General features: G+C 40.6%; 16 protein-coding genes and 1 pseudogene. 4 read left to right on the top strand and 13 right to left on the bottom strand.

The window, feature by feature from the left end:
- Nucleotides 1-342: 342 nt before the first annotated feature.
- From HWQ39_RS15135 to HWQ39_RS15110, 6 genes are all read right to left on the bottom strand, one after another.
- Nucleotides 343-2,163 (bottom strand): hypothetical protein, encoded by a 1,821-nt coding sequence (locus HWQ39_RS15135; RefSeq protein WP_292846274.1) that lies wholly within the window; start codon nucleotides 2,161-2,163, stop codon nucleotides 343-345.
- Between the two features lie 263 nt (nucleotides 2,164-2,426).
- Entirely contained in the window at nucleotides 2,427-5,252 is a 2,826-nt protein-coding gene (locus HWQ39_RS15130) for a calcium-binding protein (RefSeq protein ID WP_292846271.1), read from the bottom strand.
- A 470-nt stretch (nucleotides 5,253-5,722) separates the two neighbouring features.
- Nucleotides 5,723-5,920, bottom strand: coding sequence for a hypothetical protein (locus HWQ39_RS15125; protein WP_292846268.1), 198 nt, complete (start codon nucleotides 5,918-5,920; stop codon nucleotides 5,723-5,725).
- A 416-nt stretch (nucleotides 5,921-6,336) separates the two neighbouring features.
- Nucleotides 6,337-10,815 (bottom strand): translation initiation factor IF-2 N-terminal domain-containing protein, encoded by a 4,479-nt coding sequence (locus HWQ39_RS15120; RefSeq protein ID WP_292846265.1) that lies wholly within the window; start codon nucleotides 10,813-10,815, stop codon nucleotides 6,337-6,339.
- A gap of 21 nt (nucleotides 10,816-10,836) precedes the next feature.
- Complete coding sequence (locus HWQ39_RS15115) at nucleotides 10,837-11,067, bottom strand: hypothetical protein (protein ID WP_292846263.1); 231 nt, start codon at nucleotides 11,065-11,067, stop codon at nucleotides 10,837-10,839.
- Nucleotides 11,068-11,241: 174 nt separating this feature from the next.
- Nucleotides 11,242-12,159, bottom strand: a complete 918-nt coding sequence (locus tag HWQ39_RS15110; protein ID WP_292846260.1) for a histone deacetylase — start codon at nucleotides 12,157-12,159, stop codon at nucleotides 11,242-11,244.
- Between the two features lie 108 nt (nucleotides 12,160-12,267).
- Between HWQ39_RS15110 and HWQ39_RS15105 the strand changes: the two are divergent.
- A pseudogene (locus HWQ39_RS15105) lies at nucleotides 12,268-13,278 on the top strand (mechanosensitive ion channel family protein).
- 142 nt (nucleotides 13,279-13,420) lie between these two features.
- On the opposite strand, the gene HWQ39_RS15100 reads toward HWQ39_RS15105, so the two are convergent.
- Nucleotides 13,421-14,200 (bottom strand): MBL fold metallo-hydrolase, encoded by a 780-nt coding sequence (locus tag HWQ39_RS15100; protein ID WP_292846257.1) that lies wholly within the window; start codon nucleotides 14,198-14,200, stop codon nucleotides 13,421-13,423.
- Between the two features lie 285 nt (nucleotides 14,201-14,485).
- The gene (locus tag HWQ39_RS15095; protein WP_292846254.1) at nucleotides 14,486-16,018 is read right to left on the bottom strand and encodes an S-layer homology domain-containing protein; all 1,533 of its coding nucleotides are present in this window, start codon (nucleotides 16,016-16,018) and stop codon (nucleotides 14,486-14,488) included.
- Between the two features lie 235 nt (nucleotides 16,019-16,253).
- Between HWQ39_RS15095 and HWQ39_RS15090 the strand changes: the two genes are divergently transcribed.
- Entirely contained in the window at nucleotides 16,254-17,147 is an 894-nt protein-coding gene (locus HWQ39_RS15090) for an alpha/beta fold hydrolase (protein ID WP_292846251.1), read from the top strand.
- Between the two features lie 128 nt (nucleotides 17,148-17,275).
- Nucleotides 17,276-18,343, top strand: a complete 1,068-nt coding sequence (locus HWQ39_RS15085) for a serine/threonine-protein kinase (protein ID WP_292846248.1) — start codon at nucleotides 17,276-17,278, stop codon at nucleotides 18,341-18,343.
- Between the two features lie 56 nt (nucleotides 18,344-18,399).
- Here the strand turns inward: HWQ39_RS15085 and HWQ39_RS15080 are convergent, their stop codons facing one another.
- The 5 genes from HWQ39_RS15080 to HWQ39_RS15060 all read right to left on the bottom strand — a co-directional run bounded on the left by HWQ39_RS15080 (nucleotide 18,400) and on the right by HWQ39_RS15060 (nucleotide 24,747).
- Nucleotides 18,400-19,161 carry a Uma2 family endonuclease gene (locus HWQ39_RS15080; RefSeq protein WP_292846245.1) on the bottom strand — a complete coding sequence of 254 codons (762 nt, stop codon included), beginning with the start codon at nucleotides 19,159-19,161 and terminating at the stop codon, nucleotides 18,400-18,402.
- Nucleotides 19,162-19,306: 145 nt separating this feature from the next.
- Nucleotides 19,307-20,497, bottom strand: a complete 1,191-nt coding sequence (locus HWQ39_RS15075) for a sensor domain-containing diguanylate cyclase (RefSeq protein ID WP_292846242.1) — start codon at nucleotides 20,495-20,497, stop codon at nucleotides 19,307-19,309.
- A gap of 423 nt (nucleotides 20,498-20,920) precedes the next feature.
- Entirely contained in the window at nucleotides 20,921-22,387 is a 1,467-nt protein-coding gene (locus tag HWQ39_RS15070) for an HlyD family secretion protein (protein WP_292846239.1), read from the bottom strand.
- Between the two features lie 159 nt (nucleotides 22,388-22,546).
- On the bottom strand, nucleotides 22,547-23,014 hold the full coding sequence (locus HWQ39_RS15065) for a MarR family transcriptional regulator (RefSeq protein WP_292846236.1): 468 nt from the start codon (nucleotides 23,012-23,014) through the stop codon (nucleotides 22,547-22,549).
- Between the two features lie 74 nt (nucleotides 23,015-23,088).
- Complete coding sequence (locus HWQ39_RS15060; RefSeq protein ID WP_292846233.1) at nucleotides 23,089-24,747, bottom strand: glycosyltransferase family 39 protein; 1,659 nt, start codon at nucleotides 24,745-24,747, stop codon at nucleotides 23,089-23,091.
- 339 nt (nucleotides 24,748-25,086) lie between these two features.
- On the opposite strand from HWQ39_RS15060, the gene HWQ39_RS15055 reads away from it, so the two are divergent.
- Entirely contained in the window at nucleotides 25,087-25,731 is a 645-nt protein-coding gene (locus HWQ39_RS15055; protein WP_292846230.1) for a class I SAM-dependent methyltransferase, read from the top strand.
- Nucleotides 25,732-26,055: the final 324 nt, after the last annotated feature.

The following is a 26,055-nucleotide window of genomic DNA, read 5'->3' as shown; positions in this document are numbered from 1 at the left end:
CATGATTTGTACGCTGTACAAATAGACATATATATGATTTTAAAAAGTTCAGTTTTTCAGACAGTTGGGGTCAAGCAAACACACATCCTTCTATAAGTTTTTATTAGACACCTCATGCTACTTATTTAAAAAAATATCTATGATCTCAATATATATTCATTTTGCCTGCGTACCATTAGGGTGCTAGTATTACATAATACAGCAGATATAATGCTGATAATAGTATGTTTATGCTATCTTAAATTTACGAAATTATTAGAGTTTGAGAAATGTTCGTAAAGATAGCATAGATGCTTTTTTGACAAATACTTGCACAACTTGACTACTTAACACGTATTTGAGTTATGTATTTTTGGATATAAAATTAGCAGGTGAATCACTCTTTTGAACAATATTGAGACGTAAAAACTGCACCCAGACTTCATCATTAAGTAAGTTTAAAGCAGTTTGAGGATTGTGAGTTGCGATCGCGCTGATAACTTTACGCCATCCTTGCTGTAATAACTCAATAAAAGCCTCTTCAATTGAAACCTGATTTAACAACGAAAGTGCCGTTTTAAAAATTTCCGAATCAGATTGTATATTCTTAGACTTTAGCCCCTGAAGTGCTATATTTAACCACACAGACAGAAGTTCTAGCCAATTGTTTTGCTGTATCTTTTTGAGTGCAATATCTTCCATACCTAGCGCACCCCAAATGCACAAAGACTCTATAGCTAGTTTAAAATCATGATTTTCTAGAGCATTTTGCCATAAAATTTGAGCATGATTTTGGAAGCGATTAGCCAGAAATTCATAAGCTTCCTGGACTTGGTGGGGAATTGTAACCTTATAAACTGACTCACCTCTTGGTAGGTAATCGCCGCGATAAGATAGCCAGTTATGAGAGCCACAAAGATGTATTTTGCGATCGACTATTACTTCTTTAACATGGGAATCTCCCAACCAGAAAATCTGCACAGATGGTAAACCATCAGGTGTTTTGATTGCTCGAAGTTTTTTCTCTATTTCTGGTGTAATTGGTTTATCTTCATTTTCTATTTGTCGCGCAATTCCATGTCCAATTAAAATCCAAACTCCACGATTAGCTAATTTCTGCAATAGAGTTAAAAACTTTTCATTGATAACTGCCTGATTCACCCACGGCGAATAAATTAAAACCTGACTTTTAGCTGAATTTAAAACTTCTAGAAAAACTTGAGAAATTTTTCCATCGCGTACCTGCACGGCTTCACCCAACACTTTAGAATTATCTACTCCCTCGCCAGCTTTTAAGGACTTTTGGCGAATATTTTCGAGTCTAGTTTCTATTTCAGTATTTTTCTGTTTGAGGATGGCTTCACGTTCCAAAATGATGGTTTCTATTGACAATTTGCATAATGTTTGCAAGGATATTTTGCCTTCATCATGTAGAACTTCTAACCAATTTGATGCTGACTCTAAAATTTGCTTTCCATTTCTTATTTGAATCCTCAATTTATCTTCCAGAGCATCAAATATAACGAAAAGCGATATCTTTCTCCAAATTTTTTGAGTTGAAGCTAGTACCTTACAGGAAGTGACGATTTTTCCCTCTTCTGGTATATGAAAGGCTAAACCTGAAGCTTGAATACTTTTTTGGATTTCCTCAAGCGGTAAGGAAGCAATATCAGCAATTGTACGATCAATAGTGATAAAGTCTGCTAAGTCAGGCAATTTTATCACTGTCTCATTTAAGGATTCAGATTGAAAAGTTATTTTGTCGCTTAAAGGGTCTGTAATAGCATTAATTTGTATAGGATAGGGCGGCTGTGGTACAGAACCTTTTTCATAAAATGAACGCCCTTCAGGAGTAACTGTTAGTGGCGATGTTGCTGATAAAGTTTGCAATGAGCGAAGAGTTGCAGTAGTAGTTTTGATAAATACAGAATCCAGTCCCAGTACAGAGGCTAATTCATCTTCGGTTGGTGGAGGCTGAAATTCAATGGCAGCGCGGATAATAAATTCTTCAAGTACGTTAAACTGGCGGGGTTCCTTGATATTTACTTCTATAGGAGTTTGACGCAAACTATAACGTAATTCACGCGCTGCTAAAACTGATAAACTAGGACTTTGGGCTTCTATTTCGTCTACAAAATTTTTGAGATTGTCATCAATAGGTTTAGCGGAAGAGGCGAGAAACATTAACGAAACCTCCATGTAGACGCACGATGTTTGAAACTTCGGAGTACATACTGCGGCGATTTCTTTTTTTGGATCGCCATCAGCAATTCTAGATTAATATTGCCTAGCAATAATAAATTTCCCGACATCTTTAAAATGTCGGGAATCTAAGCTTTTTAATTTTCACTAATCAAATAGGTTTGTACTGTCAATAGTACACAGTGACTCAAAACTTAAATTTCATTTGGTAATGGCTACTTGAAGATTACAAACAGAGTTGGCATTTAGATAACCACGATATTGGTATTGTTCAGGGTAGGATTGCCGGACAAGGTGGCAATCTGTAATGGTGCAGATCCCCCTAAGCTGCCATCGGCATCAAAGAACAAAGCTCCATTTGTCGTATTGTAAATGAACCTCTGAGTTGTCGTGTTTGCTGTCGTAATGCCTGCACCGGAACGAAAACGGTTTGTGCTTAAAGTGCCTGCAACCAATCCGCCAGCAAAGCCTACGGCAGATATCTGAATTTTGTCGCCACCAGAGCCACTGAAGCCATTAATTGTATCTAGGCGATCGCTAGCAGCTGTAAATCGATAGGTATCTGCCCCATCACCTCCGGTTAACACATCATTACCAGCACCACCAACCAGTAGGTCATTGCCAGTGCCACCAATTAGTATGTCATTGCCAGCACCGCCAGTGAGCGTGTCATTGCCCCCAGCCCCATTGAGGTTATCGTTGCCGTTACCGCCAGCGATCGCATTATTCCCACCATCGCCGGTCAATACTAGTCCGAGATCGTTCAGCGTCAAACGATAGTCTCCCGTAGCCCCTGAGCCAGCTACATCACCAAGACCTGTCACCGCGTTGTAATTAGAATTTGGGTTTGACGACACGCCGACGTAGTATGTGCCCGCCTGAGTAAATGTATAAGCCAAGTAAGAAAACTGGCTAGAGGTTTCACCTGGCGCGGCTCCATCATTGTTGGCCGCAAGTTGTGTGCCGCTGGAATTGAAGACCCTTAGGTAGGTGTTGAGGTTTGATCCATTGCGAGAATCCACATCGAACCCAACTTGCTGCCCAGCAGAGACGGTAAATTTGACCAGATCGACATCAGTTTGTGGACTCAAGGAAAAGTCAGCGAACTGACCTAGTGTCTTGATATTCCCTGCCCTATTTTGAACTTTAGCGATCGTGTCATCAGGATCTTCACTCGGACTGACGAACTTTGAGGTCAGGGTATAGTTTGTGGAACCATTAACCCCCTGGACGCGGACAAAATATCGTCCAGCCCCCAGTACCCGCGAGAGACTTTCTGTAGGCGAGTTCAAGACGTTTGATGTGGCTAAAATATCACCTGCATCGATCGCATTATTATTATTGACATCCTTGATCAGTGAAAGCGATAAGTCTTCACCAGCAACGCCCGTGGTGTTCAACGTGACTTCGTAAGTATTTGACAAATCAAAGCGATAAAAGTCATTAACATCGCTGGAGGCATCGAAGAATTGTTCGATGTAATCCTGGAAAATTTGATTGGCTGGCGTTGCTCCCGCGATCGCTGCTAGGGGGCGAGCTGTGCTTAAGGTATTTCCGGCGTAGTCTGAGACTAATCGGAGGTCGTAGGCAGCCTGTTCACCGGTACCATTTGTATGCAGAAAGTAGGTTCCTGCTGCCAGGTTAGCGGTCAGCGAACCAACACTAAAGGACGTAATCGTTTCACCAGGGTCGAGCCGCTGGTTATTGTTCAAGTCTTGGACAATTGACAGGGTGGGATTCTGGGTAGTTCTAGAGTAGTAGGGGTTATTAAATGCTGAAGCCGAGAGTTTTCCCGCAGTGGTCATGGTGAACTTGAAGTAATCAGAGAAATCACCCGCACTGATGCCAAACCCATCACCCAAATTAAAGGGCGTTTCTCCAATTAAAGCACCGAGTGATCGCGCCTGTGACATATTATTGTACGCCTGTGGATCGCTCTTAACAGCATCGAAGTCGGAATCGAGATCAAGCTGATAGCTGGTATAAGCTCCGTTTGGCACTACTTGGATGTAATAAGTACCAGCCCCTAAGGTGGTTGAGAGCTGATCGTCTCCTGGATTCGACGATGAAAGGAAGACTTCTCCTGCAGAAATAAACCCGTCGTTGTTTGTGTCACGGGCGAGGCGTAAATTGGCATCAAAGGTTGGAGTTGGGAAAGCAGAGGTATCGATGTCTAACCGTAAATCGATTGGTGAGGTTTTATCCAGGGTGAATTTGTAGAGATCGTTACCATCTTCATAGGTTGGCAATCCAAATGGGCCTCCTACCATGTCGTATAAACGACGACTGCTGCCACTGACATTGCCTAAGTCTCGTGCTGTGCCAGTAACATCACCTGCGTAATCAGTGACGATGCGGATGGTGTAGGGGTCGGAGCCAGAAATCTGGGTGTACTTTACGTAGTAGACACCAGCAGGGGCAGAGTAGCGATCGACATTGAGACCATCGCCCACTGTACCAGAAACAGTCTGTAGTACGTTGCCGTTGGAGTCAAGGAGCTGCATCTTGGCCTGTAGCCCACCAGTATACGTGAAGTCTTTCATCCGCAGACTGATAGTGCCAGGAGCTTCCATTGTAAACTTCACGACATCAACGTTATCACGATAGTCGAGATAGTCTTGCCAGTTAATCTTGTTATAAGCCAAATATTTACTGCTGCTTTGACCCCAACTAGTGCCGATATCTCTTGCTGTTGCTAAGGTTGGGCCAGAATAATCGTTGTATAAATAGAGGTTATAGTTTGTGGGGACTCCTGAATAGGAGTGTACCTTCACGTAGTAGTACTGATTGCCCTGTAGCGACGCGTTAATAGTTTCGCTCAGGTTGCCGCCGAGGGTACTACTGGCAACTAGGTTCTGGTTTTGGTCGTAGAGGTAAAGGTCGGCATCGGCTGATAAACCGTTAAGAGGGGCGTACAGGGTCGATGGCCCGTAGAGAGTATAGAACCTGTAGTAATCATCAGTGTCACTTGCACTGACTGAATCGGTGAGGATGACATTCTGCTCAAGGTAAAAGTTTGAGCTTGGATCGATATCTGTCGCGGTAGCAAAAGTATTGTTAGGTTCTGCCATAATAAAAATTTTTAACTAGGTATAGAGAGAAAAAGAAACGAGCGAACATGCACAGATAATTCGTGAAATTCTTCCAAATTTACTGAGAATTCTTAAGATAATTCAATTCTCAGACTTTTTTGATGTAGTAAGATTAAGTTTTAATATCTTTACAAATCATGCAAAACGTTAACTCAAGTAATTCGACACCAATAGTAAGCTGTTGGACGTTTAACTTGCATATTACCTGGAATTAAAACTGGGCATCTTGCCCGCCCTAGTTATGCAAATTAAAAGTACATTAGCTCAAGAGGTTATTTATAAAGTAAAAACAAAATTATTGTACGGTCTATTAGGCGTATGTTCTTAGATAATTTGTTACAAAAATTTCATCAAAGTGCTAACGCACCGTCATGTAACACCGTGCGTAATAGCAAAGCCCTAACACACCTTACTTAGGATTTACTTTATAAATAGTCTCTAAGTAGGCTTTATGAAATATGAGTGGTGATATCTTCCTCTAAGGATGGCGAAGAACTAACTCCGCTTTCTGGTGTTGAAAGCTCATCACTTACCATTCCATCCCATGAATAGTTGCAGATTTTAGTGTGAAGCAACTTACCAAACGTTAAGTTAATTGCTAGGGCGAAAGAATCGATAAAAATTAGATTTACAAAGCGATCAATCATTAGACCCCCTTGAGCTAAATTAAGCATCAAGTGATATGTGCTTTGTTACTACACATGCCACAATCTCTTTTCCAGAAAAGATCGGATCTAAATATTTCTTGGTTAAAGGGGAAATGGAATTGCTGGTAAGGGTAACAGAAAATTGAATCTTAGCAAGAAGTAACGCTAGATGAGGGACTGCATCTCATTAATACCAATGTAATAGATAGTACATAAAATAGTAACTATCTATTTATACAGGCAACTTAGCTAGTAGTTCACCTCAATTTATTCTAGAAAATTCTAGAGGTTGTCATCAATAGGTTTAACGTGAGTTCGACGAACCTCTCCCTGGTTTTGCGTAGTAAAACCAGGGAGAGGTTTTTTGATTAAGCAAATTGGGTAGATATTATATGAGCAATCGAATTCACGTAGGTTTAACTGAAGAGGCGAAAAACATCAACCAAACCTCCATGAAGACTGACAATATTTGAAACTTCAGAATACATACTTCCAACTTTACCTGATTGATGGGTAAATAAATTATGACAACCTACAATTATCAAGAGTTCTTGGGCGCGAGAAAATGCAACATTTACCCGTTCTGGTTTCTTCGCAAATCCTACATCTCCTTTGCTATTATTACGAACCATACTCACAATTACAACAGGTCTTTCCATCCCTTGAAATCTGTCTACTGTCCCTGTACGAATTTCTAATGAAGGGAAAAGTTCAGATTGCAGACGTTCATCAATTTTTCTTAATTGAGCGCCATAAAATGTAATTACGGCAATTTCTTTTTTTGGTTCACCATTAGCAACTTTAGAAGCCCAAGTATTCTCGAACTGTTGACACAGACATTCAATCGCATCGATTTCTGGAGTATTAAAGTAAGAAGTTCCGTTTCGTTGCTCTAAAAACTGATTTTCGATAGGCGTTTTTACCCAGATAAGATGCTGAGAGTTTTGGACAATTTCGCCTGCTAGATGATGTGCGCGTTTTGTATCTGGCTCCAAAATACCAGATTCTAATTTACCGTCATAAAACTGATTGATTGCTCCCATAATAGATGGGTGCATTCGATACTGGGTAGTTAGCATTTGTTTAATGCTTTCATCAGCAGATTCAAACTGACTTTTAAACAGTGATTCTTCTAAGAATTGGAGTTCGTCTCTTGTATTGCCAATTGTTTGGGCAACTTCTTCTAAAGTGCTAGTATCAAGCATGGGTGGTAATTGCCGATGATCGCCTACCATGACTAATTTTTTACCTTTCAATGCGGGGATTAGTAACTCTGGTGGAGTACATTTGCTAACTTCATCAATGATGACGACATCAAAGGATTTGAATTCTTCAGAAAAGCCTCTATTTGCAGCTTGCACACAGGTGATACCGACGACGTTGGCATTATCTAAATATATACGTCTTAAATCGTCGCGATCGCGTTCATTTGGCTGTCTTAATTTCCCGATCCAATCTTGTACAAAATTCTGATATTTATTGAGATAAGTTTCATCTTTTTGGATTTGTTGTTGCCAAGATTCAAACTTAATATTGATGCTGTGTAATAACTCTATATTAAACAAGTCATCAAAATAATTTTCAGGCTTAAATTTATCCGGTATTCGTTGCCATTCAGTTAACCACCAATTTCTTTCTATTATTAAATATTCTGATGGCTGTGGTTGTAATGTTTGTTCTATTTCACGTAGGCTAATTTTTAATTTTTGAAGCTGCTGTAAGGAGCATTCATTTTCTTGTTGTAACTTTGATAAATGCTCATTTAGAGAATGTTTAATTATCTCCAGTACAGCAAAAGGTTCTAACAATGAAATTAAGGTTTCAAGGTGACTGATGGAAGTTTGCCAATAATTTACTTGATTTGAAAATTCTTGTGGTTGCTCCCAAATATTTGATTGTGTTGCAAGATATTTTTCAACGATAATGCGTAATTGAGCAGGTATATTTTGTTGACTAAGTTCTTGCAAGATATTTATTACTTGTCCAAGTTGCAAATTAGCATCCTGCTGTGATTTTTCTACCTCAGATTGAGTAATAGATATTTGCTGTTGGCTAACTTCATTTTTCTGAAGTTCATTTAATAGTCGTTGTAGATGCTGAAGCTGTTGATCTGTTTCAGTTTTGACTTTTAAAACGCATTGACGCGCATTTGCAAGGATGACATCTAGCAATTCTTGGGTAATTCGGGTGAGAGTAGAGTCAATCTTATTCCATTCCCACGATGTACCATAAGTTTTTTGAATTCTATTTAAAAAAGCTTGAGTATTTTCAACTAATAATTTTCGCTGTTTAGGGTTGAGTAGCTGATAATTATTAAACTGCTGATAGGTTTCTTGCCATTGGGTGCGATCGCTCTTCGATAGCACCATTGGAATCTGACTAAAATTTTGTTGTAAAAAATAACTAAAATTATGCTGTTTACCTTTCCTGTCAGCAAAACCTCCGTCTATTTCATAAGCGATCGCCTTTGCTAATACTTCCCATTCTGGAAGGCTAATTTTGTATATCTTCGGTACTATTGGCAATTTTAATGTATTAGCAAACATCAACAAACCTAAAGGCAAATCCACTAAATTCTCTGTTAGTGGTAAACCTGATTGGTGACAATCTTTTAAAGTTTGATACAGATGAGAAGGTGCTGTAGATTTCCATTCCTTAACGGCTGAGATAATATAATCGATTTCCCGTTTGCGATTTTCCCATATCTGGATTGTTTGCTGTAGGTTTTGTAGCTTATTAAGATATTGCTGATAATCTGGTTGAAGTTGATTTAATGATGCGAAATTTTGTTTGACAACCTGAACTGAAACTGCAACTTCTGATATAGCTTTACATGCATTTTGAGCATAAGTCAAAGCAGTTTTAAATTTAGAAATTTCTGTGGCTACTGTTTCACGTAACCAAGCCGCTAAACCAAAAGCACCAAGCGTCGGACGCACAAAGCCAAGTTCATCAGTATACTTAATGGTTTGACGAACATTTACTAAAAATTCTTCTACTAAATTGTTACCTTCTATATAGGGCTTAAGAAGTGGCAAAAAATCTGTAACTTTTGAAGCTTCCCAATTGATATTTGGTGCAGTACTTAATATATTTTCTAGTCTTAAGATTAGTAATTCAACCTCGTTATGCTTTTCTACAGTTTCGTTATAAGATTTTTCTTGATTTTTAAAGTTAGTCTCTAATTTGATCTTATTTTTATAAAATTTATTCTGTTGCTGATTAAATTCTTCTTCCGCTTGTAAGTAAGCCGTGAATCTTTCTGATGATGCCAGTAATTGACTGAAAGTTTGGATATTTTCAAGTCGTTGTGTAATATTATTTTCACAGTCATAAGCTGTATTTTCTAGCCATCTACCGATCACTTGGTCTTCTAAAAATGGCTGTCCTTCTTCCCCAACTTTCTCGGCTCTTCCTTTACGTACAGCGCGAATTACAGGGTTATGAACTAATCGGCTTAGGGCATTATCTACTGCTAAATTGGCTTGAGAAGCAATTAAAGTGCGTCCACCGCGAAGGGCAATTTGATAGCAAATCTCAGCAATTACGGTAGTTTTACCAGTACCCGGTGGCCCTTGAATGAGAACAAGATCCTTGGCAGCAAGTACCTTTTCTACTGCTGCTTTCTGACCAGGATTAGCAGAAGATAATAATAAATCTTGTGGTTGAAGTTCAACGGTTGTTTTAATTTGTCTAGCCTGAGAAGCATCGAATAAAAAGTTACCTAAGTATGGATTTTGAGTGTAACCATTATTCAAATCATCTAAAGCTTTTTTCTTACGCTGAATCTGCTGAATATCACCCACTGCCTCGAAACATAAAAATCCTGTATCTGGTAATTTATAACGCTCTGTTGCCATAAATTCAGCTAAATCGCGTTCTAATCTGAGGCTGATAATACAACGGTTGGGGTCAACTTCCTCAACAGTCCCTAATTGACGACCGCTAATCCAGTTTTTGCCGACGGGAGCAGTTTCAAAAAGCTTCAAATCTTCGTTTTTGGTGCGTCTTGCTCGTTCCCAAAAATTGTCCACGTCGAGGGAATTCTGATAAAAGCCGTCAAGGGTGGCTGAAGGTACATCAATTTCAAAACTGATTCGTCTTTTGAAGTTATAGTTATGACTTACGTAACGCACACAAAACTGACGCGCTTTCGCAATTTTTTCTTCAATTTGCAAAAACGCTTTCCAAGCTTTAAGCTGATCTTCTGTGGGTACATTTTCGCCACAAACGGGTGCAGTTGCAATGCGTTTCAATGTCGCTGGCGGAATGTCAAGATGATGCTGATGATTAGGCAGCAAACGCAAGCGACAAGGTATAGCATAGCTGTCGGCGTGTCCCCGTGAGGGTTGTAATAATTGAGCCGAAAGTATTTTTAAACCGCCGCGTCCATCTTTTGGTACAGCCGCTCTAAATCCTAATGTTTTTCTGAGCTTTTCAAGTCTTGCGGGTAACGGAAAATCATCGGAGTCTGTTGCTATTGTCAAATCCCAAATTTCTTCTCTTGCCTCTTTCCCCGCGCCTTTGCGACGCACATAAAATAGAGAAGGCTTTTTACCGACACACTCATACATTAACTCATTGGCGCGATCGCGCCGCTCCCGAAATTCGGGATATGATTTCAGAGCGGTTTCACCTTCAAGATGGCGGATAAAGCTATCAATTGCTGAAGCTATAAACGTATAGCCCCAATCTTCAGAGGTTATTTTAGTAGTTTTCGAGGATTTTGCTGTTAGTTTATTTACCGCTAGACGAATACGTTCAACTTCGGTTTCTGAGATTGTACTGGTATGACTTTTGACTACAATTTTGAGCTTTTCACAAATTAATAATAGCTTCTTACTATCTAAATTTAATTCTTTTGCTAGTTGGTAGACTCTGAGTTTGCCGTTCATCCACTATTTACCTTGTCCGTATTAGCCCAACCTTATTGAACGTTTTACGGATTTAAAAATACTTTTTGTAATCGCAAAAAGCATGATTATTATGACACCGTAAAACAAGGCATCTAATAAAAATGCCCCAAAATTTATGCTGAAAAAATCTTCAACCCCGATTCTCCCCCAGCCACCTGTAGGTGAGCTACCAACCTCGCCGTCATGCACTATTGGGAATGGGAACCTAGCTGTTAAAGAATCACCACCCATACACGCATTTGGAGGACATGGTTCACTTGAACAGAGTTGTTCACAACCTGGAGGATTCTGATACCACAGCGATAAAATAGTTAACGGAATTCCTAACAATGTACTTAATATTATTACTGTTATTGCTTTTCCCAATTTTCTCATCTAAGGGGCTTCCAAAGAATAGAGGCTGTATCAAAGTTTATACTGCTGATAAACTTCACTAGCGGCGCGATGTAGTAAGGAATGCCGCCAAACTAAAGATTTCATATCATCAGCATAACCGCCCCCAATGACGCAGGCGACGGGATAACCGCTATTCATACAGGTACTCAAAACCTGCATTTCCCGCCGAAAAATGCCAGCATCGGTTAAGGCTAATTTTCCCAAGCGATCGCCTATATGAGGGTCAACACCAGCATCATAAAATACTAAGTCTGGCTTGACTTTAGACAATAAATCTGATAAGTAATTTGCCAAAGTTTGTAAATAGGCGTCATCCTCCATTCCTATCGGCAAAGGAACATCCAAATCGCTATTTTGTTTTGTACCGGGGAAATTGACTTCGCAGTGCATGGAAAAAGTAAAAACGCTGTCGTCGTCTTGGAAGATAAAAGCTGTGCCGTCCCCTTGATGGACATCCAAATCTACAATCAGAATTTTTTGGACGAGTCCAAATTTTTGTAAAACGCGACAGGCGATCGCTAAATCGTTGAAAATACAAAAACCAGATCCATAACTAGGAAAGGCATGATGAGTTCCACCAGCCGTATTACAAGCTAAACCTTGACTTAGTGCTAGTTTCGCAGTCAGTATTGTACCACCTACCGCTACACAGGTACGATTCGCTAATGCTAGACTCCAAGGCAAACCAATGCGTCGCTGTGCTTTGGCATCTATGGTTCCTTCACAATAAGCTTGAACGTAGCTTGAGGTATGGACTAACTCTATCAATTCTGACGGTGGACGTTCAGGGGTGTGAAATTGTTCTTGATTCGCGACACCATCAGCTAACAGCAATTCGTAGAGTTGTCGGAACTTAGGCATCGGAAAACGATGTCCTTCAGGTAGGGGAGCAACGTAATCTGGGTGGTAAATAATTGGCAAATCCATAAGGAAAGAAAATCTCAAGCAGCTAGTCTGACAACCAGGTAAAATTTAGTCATAATCACAGCGAAAATACTCTTTTACTAAATCTAAAATTACAAATTTAAAATTGATATGATGGAATGGATTCCGCCGATAGTGTTTATTCTAGCTGGCTTACTAGCTGGAATAATTGGTGAAAAAGTTATCTTCAAAAAACTAGAATCATTCGTTAATAATAAACGAATTGCCGGGGGTAATATCATATTTTAGTCTCTGCACCGCATGACTTTTCTTTGGTTTGTCATTGGCGGCTTTTTTTGGGCAGTTATGAGCGCACCTCTGAAACCGGATATTGCGATCGTACTGCAAAAAGTTTTGACGATCGCATTGCTGTATTCAGTAACCCTAGTCTTAGCCAAATTGACTGCTGGTTTTCTTAATTTATTTATTCAGAGAGCAGAAGGGGTTCCCACTTCACTAATTTCTAACCTGGCTAAGGCTACTATTTTAGTTTTGGGGACATTAATCATATTACAAACGGTGGGTATTGAAATTACACCGATAATTACGACTTTAGGTATTGGTGGTTTAGCAGTTGGTTTGGCACTTCAAGACACACTCGCCAATTTGTTTTCTGGTTTTTACTTAATTATTTCTAAGCAAGTTAGAACTGGTGACTATGTAAAATTAGATGCTGGGCATGAGGGATATGTCATAGATATTTCTTGGCGTAATACGACAATTAAAGAAATTTCCAATAATATAGTCATTGTTCCCAACTCGAAATTATCTTCCGCAATTTTCACAAATTATCATTTACCCGCAAAAGAAATTACTTTAACAATGGATGTGGGTGTCAGTTATGATAGCGATTTGGAACAAGTTGAAAAAGTGACTGTAGAAGTAGCCATTGAAGTCATGCAAGAAATTGCACCAGAATTAAAAGAAAATGAACCATATATCAGATTTCATACTTTTAACGATTTTAGTATAGATTTTACGCTTTATATGCGTGTCAGTGAATACTTTGATCAGCGTATGGGTAAGCATCTATTTGTGAAAAAATTACATAAACGCTATCAGCAAGTAGGAATTCAAATTCCTTTTCCGATTAGAAAAGTATATATGCAAGATAATTCATAAAGAGCCTGGCAACTAGAAGTCGCGGCTACACAGGCAAAACTCACCTCCGTGGGTTAAAAAACCTTGATTTTCTCTTAGTCCACGGAGGTGGACTAAGTTTGTATAACCGCGATTTCTAATCGCCTGGTAGAATTGAGCTAACTTAGATTGCTAATGCTCGTTTTTCTAATGGTAGTTCAAAGCGATCGCCTGGTTTCGGTTCAAGTACTTGCGTCGCCAGATTATTTTTCTCAAGTGACGAGCGAAATTCCTCAGCATTTCCTTTAGTTTGAATCAATTTCATCAGCAATCCTTCAAAGGACACATCCCCACCTGCTGCTGTGGGTATTATTACTTGAGGCCGTAATGATTTTACTACTTCTAAAGCACTATTTTGTCCTTTAATAATCGGCCCAAGCAAAGGAAGCGTCATGTCAACAAACGGTGTAATCACTACATCGATAGGTGCAACTTGCTGAAGTTGCGGAGAATGATACCCGTGAGGTTCGTAGTATACAGTTAAACCACTCTCAAAATCTTTAAGGAGATAACTATTTTCTACCAGAGTCGGGCCAATGGGAGAGCCGGGGAAAGCCTTGATTTCAACTTGATTATCTAAAGTGAAAGTTTCACCATGAGCCAATACTGTAACTTGGGTGTAACCTAACTGCTGTACTACCTTGGCAGCATTGGGAGAAGCTACAACTTTGATGCTGTGGTCGAGTAGCTTAAGGGTTGGTGGGTGTGCATGGTCTTCTAAACCCTGAGACAGCAAGATCAAATCAATATTATCTGGAATTGGGCGATTTTGCGATCGCGAACCTTTAAATAACCAATCCAAATTACTGAAAATTAACGAACCAACCAGCCAAGGGTCAATTAATATTCGTTTACCACCAATTTCCAGCAGCCAAGAGTTACTGTCTAACCAAGTTAAAAACATAAGTTTTGTGAAGATAACGCCTCTCTTCATTATCAATCGTGTCAGCTTAAGCTGGAAATAGCTTAAATGTTGGCTTCCATGCCCGCCCGGAAATAAATTTTCGCGCTAATAGCTAAAGTCTACTGAAGTAGACTGGAGATTTTTGGCGATATTTAGTCATCTTCAGATGACTTTAGCTATTGTACGGGAATTTCAATTCCCGGCGGACAAGCGGTTTCGCGTTAAGTTGACACCAATGGCAGGATGCCCACCCCACAATATTGGATTAATTTATCTGTCGAAGTTTCAGTCTGCAATTTGTTGTCCAACGACGTATTGCGAAGAAATATTTGTTACCTGTCCAGTACTAGACAGGGCTTGATATAGTAAAGCAGACACTTCAGACCTGGTTGCTACCCGTTCAGCATTTAGCATCTTCACATTGGGATAATTGACGACTATACCGCGTTGTGTCAAAGCTGCAATCAGACTGCGATATTCATGAGGAATAGTAGTTGCATCGCTGTAAACAGATAAGATTGTATCTGTGGAAGCACTAGTTTGATAATTTAATCCCCGCGCTAATGCTACCAAAACGTCAAGGCGAGAAAGGCTTTGGCTGGGGTTAAAATCTTTGCCAATAACAGTGTTTAAAAAGCCCATCTGATAAACTTCGTTGATGGCATTGTAAGCCCAAGATTTAGTTGAGACATCTTTAAATGCTACTGCTTGGCGAATTTTCCCCTTGGCAAAAGCTTTTCGCAGCATTGCCGCAAATTGGGCACGAGTTACTGGTGCATCAGGGCGGAAAGTTCCATTAGGAAAACCTTCGATAATTTCCATTGAGGCCAATTCGGCAATAAAATCTTTAGCCCAGTAGTCTATGGAAACATCAGAAAACGCAACCTTCACAGGGCGAGACAGTCTGACTTGGCGATAATTTATCAGCATTTGGCTGATGTCGTAGCTAGAGTTATCCCTGACTTCAATCACCTGCACCAAGCTGCCAGGAGTAGCTTGCAAAACCTTTGCCAAGTCGGAACTAAAAATATTCACAAACGACTGACGCACTAAAGCATACTCGCCCTCCGTGAAAGAGACGGGATAAACACTAGCGGCTGCAATTTTTGATAAATCTTCTATTTGGAACTGACTACCTTGGAAGGTTTGGGAACTACTCAGGAAAATAACACGTTGATTTCTGACTTGGGTGAAGTAGTCGTAAGTGGTAGTACCAGCGTCAATAGTGCCGTTTTGGTCAGCATCAACACCATAAACAGTACGAACTACTGGGTATTCTGTAGGTTTGGCTGACAAAATCAAGTTAACTGTGGTATTTGCCGACAAAGATTCAAATTCGCTGTAGCCAATAAAGCGGTTTTGAACATCATACAATCGCACGACGATGCGATCGCTAGCTTTTAACCCCTTAACAAATTTTGCTTTTTGCTTAATCTTGTATTTGTAATCACCCAAAAACTGCTCTTTTAAATAGCCCTTACTACTTTTACTCTTGACAGAAATGCGAGCAATCACTTCTGAAAAGTTACCAGATGGTTGCCAAATGGCAAGGCTAAAACCTGTTTTTTTCGCTTTTACCGAAACGTTACGGCTTACTGTCGTCACAGTTTGCCGTTGGATAGTGGGGCGATTCCTTGTTTCTACTTCTTTATGGGCTAAAAGTTGTTGTTCTGTGGAATTATCTGTTATTTGGGCGACGGTGGTAGAGAACCCTAAAGCTGCATAGGCAGAAGATATTGGCGAAAATATTGCTACAGAGGTTGCAGTAAGAACAAATTTGCTCAAATGAGCAAAGTTACTTTGAATTATGTATTTCATCCCACACTACCATTCGTCTAAAAAGTCACAGGGCTATTTGGTATCCCTCGACTTATTAATCCCTTGGGCTAGATGGAACTAACATCTAATGAGTGCTGAGTTAGGAGTTAGGAGTGTTGAGTTATGAGTGTGATTATTGCTTTTTTTTACTCAGCACTCAGTACTCACAACTCACCACTCAGATTTCGGTCAGAGAACATTACTATATTAAAGAAACACTTTATTAATCTTCATAATGACTGTAACGACACAGCAGCTTGCAACTCAAGACGCCTTTGAAAAATTCATTTGGACTTGGCAAGGTTACAAAATTCAGTATACTGTCATGGGTACAGGACGCCCTTTGGTACTGGTTCACGGCTTTGGCGCTTCTATTGGACACTGGCGTAAAAATATCCCAGTTTTAGCTAATGCTGGCTACCAGGTGTTTGCTATAGACCTTTTAGGTTTTGGTGGTTCTGATAAAGCACTTATTGATTACAGTGTAGAAGTTTGGGTGGAACTGCTGAAAGATTTTTGCACAGCACACATACACGAACCTGCTGTGTTTATTGGCAACTCTATCGGCGCACTTTTGAGCTTGATTGTATTGGTAGAATATCCAGAAATTGCTGCTGGTGGTATTTTAATTAACTCTGCGGGTGGGTTGAGTCATCGTCCCCACGAATTGAACCCGCCGCTACGGATGGTGATGGCAGCTTTTAATCGGTTTGTGCGATCGCCAATTACAGGTAAATTTGTCTATAACCGTATCCGCCAAAAAGCCCAAATTCGTCGTACCCTCTACCAAGTTTACCGCGATCGCCAAGCCGTCACTGATGAATTAGTTGATTTACTTTATACTCCCTCTTGTGATCCAGGAGCGCAACAAGTCTTTGCCTCCATTCTCACAGCCCCGCCTGGCCCCAATCCAGAGGAACTTTTGCCCAAAGTAGAACGTCCTTTACTAGTAATTTGGGGTGCTGACGATCCCTGGACACCAATTACTGGGGCAAAGATTTACGAAAAGGCGCGTGAGAATGGCAAAGAAATTAAAATTGTTCCCATTCCCAATGCCGGTCATTGTCCCCACGATGAGGTTCCAGATGTTGTCAATGCCCAGATTGTTGATTGGCTAGCGCAAAGGTGATGATAATTTTGCCTTTCTGCCAATGTGCCTTAGCCCAAACAGGAGAAAAATGGGGCTAACAATCTGGGTGAACGGATCTAAGTTTTTTAATTACACCTTGAAAAAATCAAACTCATGTGGTGTGTATAATGGAGCTTGGTGTGCAGAATGGACAAAAAAGGGTAATTCCCTTAAATCACCATCCAGATTTTTCTAAACAAGGCTATCAAGTCATCACCGAGCTAGGACGCAATAGTGAAGCGGGACGTATTACTTACCTAGCTAATGTCCTCAACTCTAATCAACAGGTGGTGATTAAAGAGTTTTGTTTTACTCGTGCGAGTGCTGATTTGTCAGGAGTGAAAGTATATCAGCGCGAAATTGAAATTCTGCAAAAACTGAATCATTCCCGCATCCCTCGTTATATAGATTCCTTTGAAATTCCAGGTTTTTTTTATCTGGTACAGGAATATAAAAATGCGCCATCTCTGGGTTTAAAACGCAGCTTTCATCCTGAAGAAATCAAGCAAATTGCTCTGTCAATCTTAGAAATTTTGGTTGATTTACAAAAGCAAGTTCCTCCAATTATTCATCGGGATATTAAGCCAGAGAATATTTTGGTTGATGAACAACTCAATGCTTACCTAGTTGATTTTGGTTTAGCGAGAATGCAGGATGCAAAAATAGCCCTGAGCAGTTTTGTAGCTGGAACGCCAGGTTTTATGCCACCAGAGGAACAGTTTGGTCATGCCCTGACTGAGGCATCAGATTTATATAGTTTAGGAGCAACCCTGATTTGCTTACTTACCAATACCCGTTCTGTTGACATTGGGAATTTAATTGATGATAACTATCGCTTTAATGTCCAAAAATTAGTTCCTCAAATCAGTCCGCATTTTCGGTCGTGGTTAATGAGAATGGTAGAACGCAACCGAAAACGTCGCTATGCCAAGGCATCTGTTGCTTTAAAAACACTTCAAGAAGCAATTGAAGTTGTTGGTACTGCCACCAAGATAGATACTTTAGTCAGTACAATCAAACCGAGAAAACAAACGACTGTGCTGGGACTAGCCACTGTAGTTACACTGGCTGTGGTGGGTTCAACTTTAGTGAGTTGTCAGCCTGGTGGTGCAGTTAGGCAATTCCTGAAAGCTACAGAATGTCAAGGCTTTGATTTCAGATCGAGTTGCCAAGAAAAAACCGGACATGAAGATTAGTTAGGTCGCTTCCAGCTAAGGATTTACAGTACTTTTCATCGGAATTACAAAATTACTCACAACAAATCTGGATTCTCACCTAATTCTCTTAATTTAGCCGCTAAACGTTCGGCTCTTGCTTTTGTTTCTTCCTCCCGTGCTTTCGCTTCTTCCTCTCGTGCTTTTGCAGCTTCTTCTGGTAACAAAACTAAATTGCCTGCGACATCATAAAATCGCAACCAGATCGCCGTTTCTCTGTCTATGGTTCCTTCCCAAGTTCCCAACCAGAAATTTAAACGTCTACACCATAGCCAATTGCGCTCATTTGAAGTCAAAGGCTGGTATTGTTGATTATCGTCTAAATGCCATCCCTGCAAAGAATTAAGATCAAAGGGGTCATAGACAAAATAATCTGAGGTATGAAAAGTTTGTTCGTAAAGATTTTTCTTAATACTTTTGTCTATTGCTGCGGTTGATGATGACATTAATTCCACAATTACGTCAGGATAACGCCCATTTTCTTCCCACACTACCCAACCTTGTCTGGAGTTATTACCCTCAACATTCAACACGGCAAAAAAATCTGGCCCCCGAAAGTCACGGTTACGAACTTGGGTACTGCTATAGTAAATAAACATATTTCCCCCAGTAAAATAATCATTGCGATCAGTCCAAGCCTGCTGCAATGACCGAATGAGGACATTCATAGCAATCCGGTGGCGATTAGATTCCAAGGGTTCACCATCATCAAATATTAAATCTGTAGGTGGCATGGGGGGTTCCCAATCCACAACGGCTGTAGGTTGCAATATCGCTGCTGGATTATTTTCAGTAGTCATGAGCGATCGCCTTTTGTCATTAAGCCTTAAAATTCCATCTTAATCTGGGGATTGGGGATGGGGGACTGTGGATTGGGGAAAGAATCTGCTTAAAAATTAATTTTTTACTTTAGTGTCTAGTTCTAAGGGACTTCCAAGAAATAAATTATGTAAAAGATTGCCGCTTCAGACGCTTCTGAGCGTACATTAATTTGTCAGACCTGGCAATCACTTCTTCTAGTGACATATCACTTTCTGGTAAGTAACACTCTATCCCCATACTCATCGAAAGTTCATAATTACGGTTTTGTTGTTGATTAAAGTTGGCGATATTTGCTTGCAGATACTCTTGGATACTATCAGCGTCCTTAAAGTAGCTGGAGATGAAAACAATGAACTCATCTCCACCCAAGCGAGCAACAATATCAGAACTGCGAAAACTTTGCTTGAGTAATCGACCCGCATCAATAATTAAGGTATCTCCCATATCGTGACCAAGGTTGTCGTTAATCTGTTTGAGTCCATCTAAATCAATGAAGATAACCCAGCACAATGCTTTCATCCGGTGAGCAATTTTTAACTCTTGTTCAGCCATCAGGAAGAAACCACGTCGGTTATGCAGACCGGTTAATTCATCAGTCAGGGACGCTTGTTTGCGGTTGCGAACTTCCTGAATGAGTTCCATTTGAGCGATCGCTTGACGACTTAGGCGGCGCAGTGCATCTAACTGCTGGTAACTTAGATGATGAGGAGTGGTATCCAAAACACACAAAGTCCCAATGGGAAGACCATCGGGTGTAATTAGAGGGGCGCCAGCATAGAAACGAATTTTGGGATTACCTTTGACTAAGGGATTGTTATTAAAGCGATCATCCTTAATGGCGTTGGGAATCACCAATATATCCTTTGGTTCAAGAATGGCATGGGAGCAAAAAGCCCAATCTCTGGGTGTTTCACTACCTTGTAGTCCAACCTTAGATTTAAACCATTGGCGATCGGCATCAACTAAGCTAATTAGAGCAATTGGAGTCTTACAAATGTAGGCAGCAAGAGCAGTTATATCATCAAATGCTTGTTCGGGTAGAGTATCTAGGATGTTGTAGTCCGCCAGGGCTTTGAGTCTTTCTGCTTCATTATCAGGTAGAGGAACAGCTTGAGTTTTCACAAATGAGTGTCTGAGTCTTAACCAGTAAAATCTGGAAGGCTGGAAATTTTGCAACAACCGCAGTATTACCCCTCTAGCAGCAAGGCTACTTGACATAAACATCTCTGCAACGAAAATCAACACTCGCTTGAATATAGAGAAATATTGTATTACATGATGTTCTTCATGCCTTTGGTTTGCTCTGTTGTTCATGTCACCCTAACCACTGTGCAAATTCCCTGAGTATTTAGATACTTACAAGGTCTTTTGCCCAAAGCCAGGTTGAAAATTATCAATATCAGCAAGAATTTATTAAAACTTATCATACTATCAGAGTTGTTTGTCAAAGATTGATATTTTTGATACATTCATTTTTTGTATACTTACAAAAATTCCGAGGGTTGGAAACTGACCCTCGGAGCTTAGATAGATGAAAACTGCTGTAATGAGCGATCGCTCATTACCGTTCGGTTAAGATTTTTTGATGAAAATCATAAATCTCAAAGACGCGATAAATCGCCGTATCTACAATAATCAGTCTTTTGTCTTGACGGCGATTCATCGCGTCTTATCTTTCATCCGAGGCGATCGCCTAACTTTGTACCACAGTCTAGCTCATCTCTGTATAATTTGGTATTACTTGACTTCTACAGCAACTTCCGCAGACATCCCCGGAGTAATCCGTGATTCATACCCTTGAATACTCTTTTGGTCGAAAACTACTTTTACTGGAATACGTTGGACAACTTTAGTAAAGTTACCCGTAGCATTATCCGGTGGTAATAAAGCAAACTGAGCGCCGGAAGCTGGCGAAATACTGTCAACACGACCAATAAAGGTGTGATGAGGGAAACTATCGAGCTTAATTTCTACTGCCTCTCCTGGACGCATCTTTTCTAATTGAGTTTCTTTGAAGTTCGCAACTACCCAATAGTTGTTATCCACGATCGCCATTAATGGTGTTCCCGCCGCAATTCGGTTGCCAACTTCCACGTTTTTCCTACCGATGCGTCCGGCACTGGGGGCGGTAACATTGGCGTAGGATAGTTGCAACTGTGCATCTTTAAGCGATGCCTCTGATTGCGCGATCGCCGCTTTTGCCGCTTCGTATTGACTACGTTTCACTGTTGTATCTTGTCCGCCTGCGGTAGCTTGTTGCAATCCTCCCTTGGATGCTGCCAATTTAGCTTGGGCGTTAGTAACATTCTCTTGCGCCTGCGCTAATTGAGACTGGGCTTTGGCAACACCAACTTTCGCGGAGGCTAATTTAGCTTGGGCTTGTTCTACTCCTTGAATTGCAGCGTTTTTCTGTGCCGTCGCTACATTATAAGCGGCCTTGGCTGTATCCAATTGCTGACGAGCGATCGCACCTGATTGATACAACTGGTTGTAACGATTGTAATCTGCTTGGGCATTTTCCAAATTCGCATTTGCTTGCGCTACCTGCGCTTGGGCGGCAGGAATCCCCGCTTGGGCTAGTCTGACTTCAGCTTGTGCTGCTGGTATTCCTGCTTGGGCTTCTTGTACTGCTGCTTGGGCTGTGGAAATTGCTGCTACTGCACCACTGACATCACCTTGCGCTTGAGTTGTCTTACCAGTAGTGGTTTGTGAAGTTAAAGCAATATTTGCTTGAGCCGCTTCTGCCTGACCACGAGCATTTTCTAGGGCGGCTTGTGCTTGTTGTACCTGACTTTGATAGTCCCGTGGATCTAACTCCACTAACAATTGTCCCGGTTGCACGAGTTGGTTATCATTCACTAGCACCTGACTTACAGTTCCAGGAATGCGGCTACTAATTTGGTGAATGTTTCCCGCAACGGTGGCGTTATCTGTTTCTTGATGGGTGGAGGCATATTGCCAGTAGTGATAACCAAAAGCACCTGCGGCGATCGCACCCACGCCTAATCCTGCCAAAATTAAACCAGTCGGTCTTTTGCGCTTCGCTGGAACTTCTTTTTCGATCTCAGGAGTTACAACAGGTGCTTCTGCTGTTGCAGATGTCTCTGCGGTAACAGTTTCTAAAATCTCTGAATCAGGAATCACTTCTTTTTCTAAAATTGGGGTTTTGTGTCCGTTGCGTCCGTTCAAAGTATTAGTACCCATGATTCTTAACTCCCTTCTCGTTCGATAATTTGATTGATAATCGTTTATTTAGAATGCGTACTATTTCCTGAAAAAAACTTATTTCCTTAGTATGCGTAATATTATCTCAAAATAAATGTTTACACTGCCTCACCCGACCGGGTGATTGTGGGATCATCTTTAGGAGAGGTTAGCGATCGCCCGATTCAACATTTGAGAAAACAGTTCCCGGTCAGCAAAAGAAATACCTTCCATCGCTTCATCACGCACAGCTGCGGCGATTGGCGGTAACACAGCTTCTAGTTCCTTACCTGCATCCGTGAGCCAGATTCGCCAGATGCGGCGATCGTGGGTGTCGCGTTCTCGACGCACCAAACCGCGTTCTTCCATCCGATCTAGTACGCCTGTTAAAGTGCCTCCCACTTGTTTGAGTTTATCCCCAATACTAGAAGTAGGTAAACCATCTTCTTGCCAAAGACAGCACAATACCAGCCAATGAAATGGCGTCAATCCAAACGGTTCTAACCTCTCAGTAAACTTGCGACTGAGCAGTTGTGAGACTAATTTGATTCTATAGCCCAAGTTGTATGGTGCCAGATTATGCTGCCACGACTCTAAAGTTGGGGAGTGATTAGATGTAGAAACCATTTAGTAAAATACTTAGTGTACGTACTATTATAACTAAATTAGTCTTTTTTAGCAATAGATGCATTGCATCTATCTTAGGAAAGAAATTGAATTAACTGATACTCTTTAACTGTACTGATAATGCGGTGAGGCCGAGACAATTTAGGGGACTGCTCAGTATATATCCAAGCATAGCTCAAAGCTGGTATTTGGGAAATAGAGGCTACTTGTTTGGCAGGAATAGGAAGATAGAACTCAAACAGTACTTGGGTTTTCTGGTCTATTTGCACATAGTAGGTAGGATGAGATTGGACAATAGAGGCGATCGCACTTTGTTGTAAAAAAGTTTTCAAAACAGGGTTATAGTCACTTAACATCCCAATGCTACCCATCGTCGCCAAAGCCAACCAACAGGGAATTAACCATCCTGCAATCCAATAACGTGCGGTGAGAAACTTTTTACCAAAGTGGTAACGACTAATCCAGACTACAGGTAAAATTAACCAACCCAACCCCATAGCCAAGCCAATAGCTGCATACTTGTGGATATCAGAACTACCCCAAGTTAGAATAATAGTACTTGCTATTACAAGTAAAACACCGAATCCACCAAAGCCATAGCTGAGATTTCGAGGAAGATTATTCTTTGCAAAAAGCTTTAATATCTTATTTTTGCTTTTTTGAAGAGGAAATTCTGAATAAATCTCTGTCTGGTAAATGTTGCCTAACCAGCTTAATCCTACAGATGCAAACAAAGCTATAAAAGGATAAAGACAAAGACCATAGTGAGGGTAACGAGTGTTAAAAAGACTAAGTTCTACAAATAGCGTAAGTGGAAAACCAACTAATATTAACTGGTAACGATTAATCGGACGATGGAGAGTCAAAAAGAAACCTAAAATTCCAAAAAAAGCCCAGGGAAATGCTTTGAAAAGAATATTCCATACATAAAACAGTGGCCCGTGATTATAAGAGTCATCAGAACCTAGCTGTACAACAAATTTAAGTAACTCCTCAAAACTATTATTGCCGTAGTGTAGCCAGCTTAACCACAGCCAAACAAAGGTAGGGATTAAACCTACTAAAAAGCCTAGATATAAAATTGGGTTAGCAAGATGACGATGACGGTGATGTTCCCAAATTAAATAAGGGAATAAAGCTATAATTGGTAAAAAAATCATAAAGCTTCTGACTAAGAAGCCTAAACCTAAACTAAAGCCAGCGATAAAACTCCAAAGATATCGATATTTAGGGTATAATTCCGTTTTTATTAAAGAATAAATAGCTAAAAGTACCAAGAAAATCATTGGTACATCAGGTGTGCTTAAACGACAGTATTGTAACCAGAGAAATTCCACACTTAAAATTGCAGCAGCTAACCAAGCTATTTTTTTGCCTAGCATAATTCTGCTAATTTCATACACCAGCCATAAGCTAAAAATGCCAGCGATCATACTAGGAATACGCGCACTAGTATCACTCATCCCAAACAGCTTGTAGAAACTGGCAATTAACCAATAAGGGCCAGGGGTTTTATGATGTGCATTTTCCCAAGGAGTCATCCAATTACCAGAGTCAAACATCAGACGGGCACGCGATGCGTAAAGTGCTTCATCATGTGCCATAAGACTATTGTTACCAGAAGTAAATAATAATAAGGGCAGTATCCAAGCGGACAAACTCAAATAGGGTAATAATCTGACTAGGCAGATTTGTCGCCAAAGATACTGCAAGAAGTGTAGTTTATAGAACATTGAATTGATAAAATTGAATGCTGCTATTTAGACTCGGTTATCGTCAAATCAAGGGTTTAAGACCCCTACATTTATATGTAGTATCAGTCTTAGTAGGAGTTTAAATCCCCCGTTAGCGTTAGCGACGGAGGAGCGTCAGTTGCCACAACGCGGGGAACCCGCGCAAAGCGCTTCTATTCTCGACGAGACGCTACGCGAACGTCTGAATGTTTTGAATTTTAAATTTTGAATTTTGAATTATTAAATATCCTGCTGTTATTAAAATATCTTACATAGTGATTTTTTAAAAATACCTGAGATTGCTGTAATTTTCCGAAAAGTTCTCCAAAACAGAGATTTATGCAGTTAAAACCGAATCAACGCCTGAAATTAGACGATACAGACGATAAGCTGTTCTATGCCTATCCCCGCTTCGTCACCCATGTCGATGAAGGATTTATTCAACAGCTAACGGATTTATATCGCGATCGCCTGAAACCCAACACTCGCATTTTTGATATGATGAGCAGCTGGGTATCTCATCTGCCAGAAGAGATGCCGTTTTCCCATATAGAGGGACATGGACTCAACGCCGAAGAACTGGCACGTAATCCCCGCTTAAATCATTACTTTGTGCAAAATCTTAACGACAATCCGCAGCTACCATTACCAGATAAAGATTTTGATGCTGTTCTCAACTGCGTATCTGTGCAGTATGTGCAATATCCAGAAGCCGTATTTTCCGAAATTTACCGCATCTTGAAACCCGGTGGTGTCGCAATTACCAGCTTTTCTAACCGGATGTTTTTTGAAAAGGCGATTCAGGCTTGGCGGGAGGCTTCAGAAACCGTTCGAGTGGAATTAGTCAAAGAGTACTTCGCCTCAATCCCCGGCTTCACAACGGCAGAAGTGATAGCTCATAAATCAACATTACCAAATTTCTTACAGTGGTTGGGTGCTGCTGGAGGAGATCCGTTTTATGCCGTCATAGCTTACCGCAGTTAAAAGGGCAAACCCACCTCTGTGGGTTTATTTTCCTTAGTCAGCTGAGGCAGACGAGTGTTTGTATAGCCGCGAATTCGATGAGACTGTTGACGAATTACAGCGAATTGCAATCAAACGTGCCACAAATAAAAGCAATACTGGGCTTTGTTTTATGATTTATTTTTGTGACGGGTTTGATCGAAAACTGCTGTAATAGGAGATTTACACCCATGATTTCTCATTACTCTGATTTTTGTCCGTTTCAACGGACTTGAGCTATTAGCCCGAAATTTATTTCAGGGCGGGAAAGCAACGCCAAACCAATGTTTTAGGGGTGAGGGGTCA

This window comes from Nostoc sp. NMS8 (genome assembly GCF_017115045.1).
Lineage (GTDB): Bacteria > Cyanobacteriota > Cyanobacteriia > Cyanobacteriales > Nostocaceae > Nostoc.
Note: the sequence above shows the minus strand (reverse complement) of the source record. Positions and strands in the feature narration are given on the sequence as shown.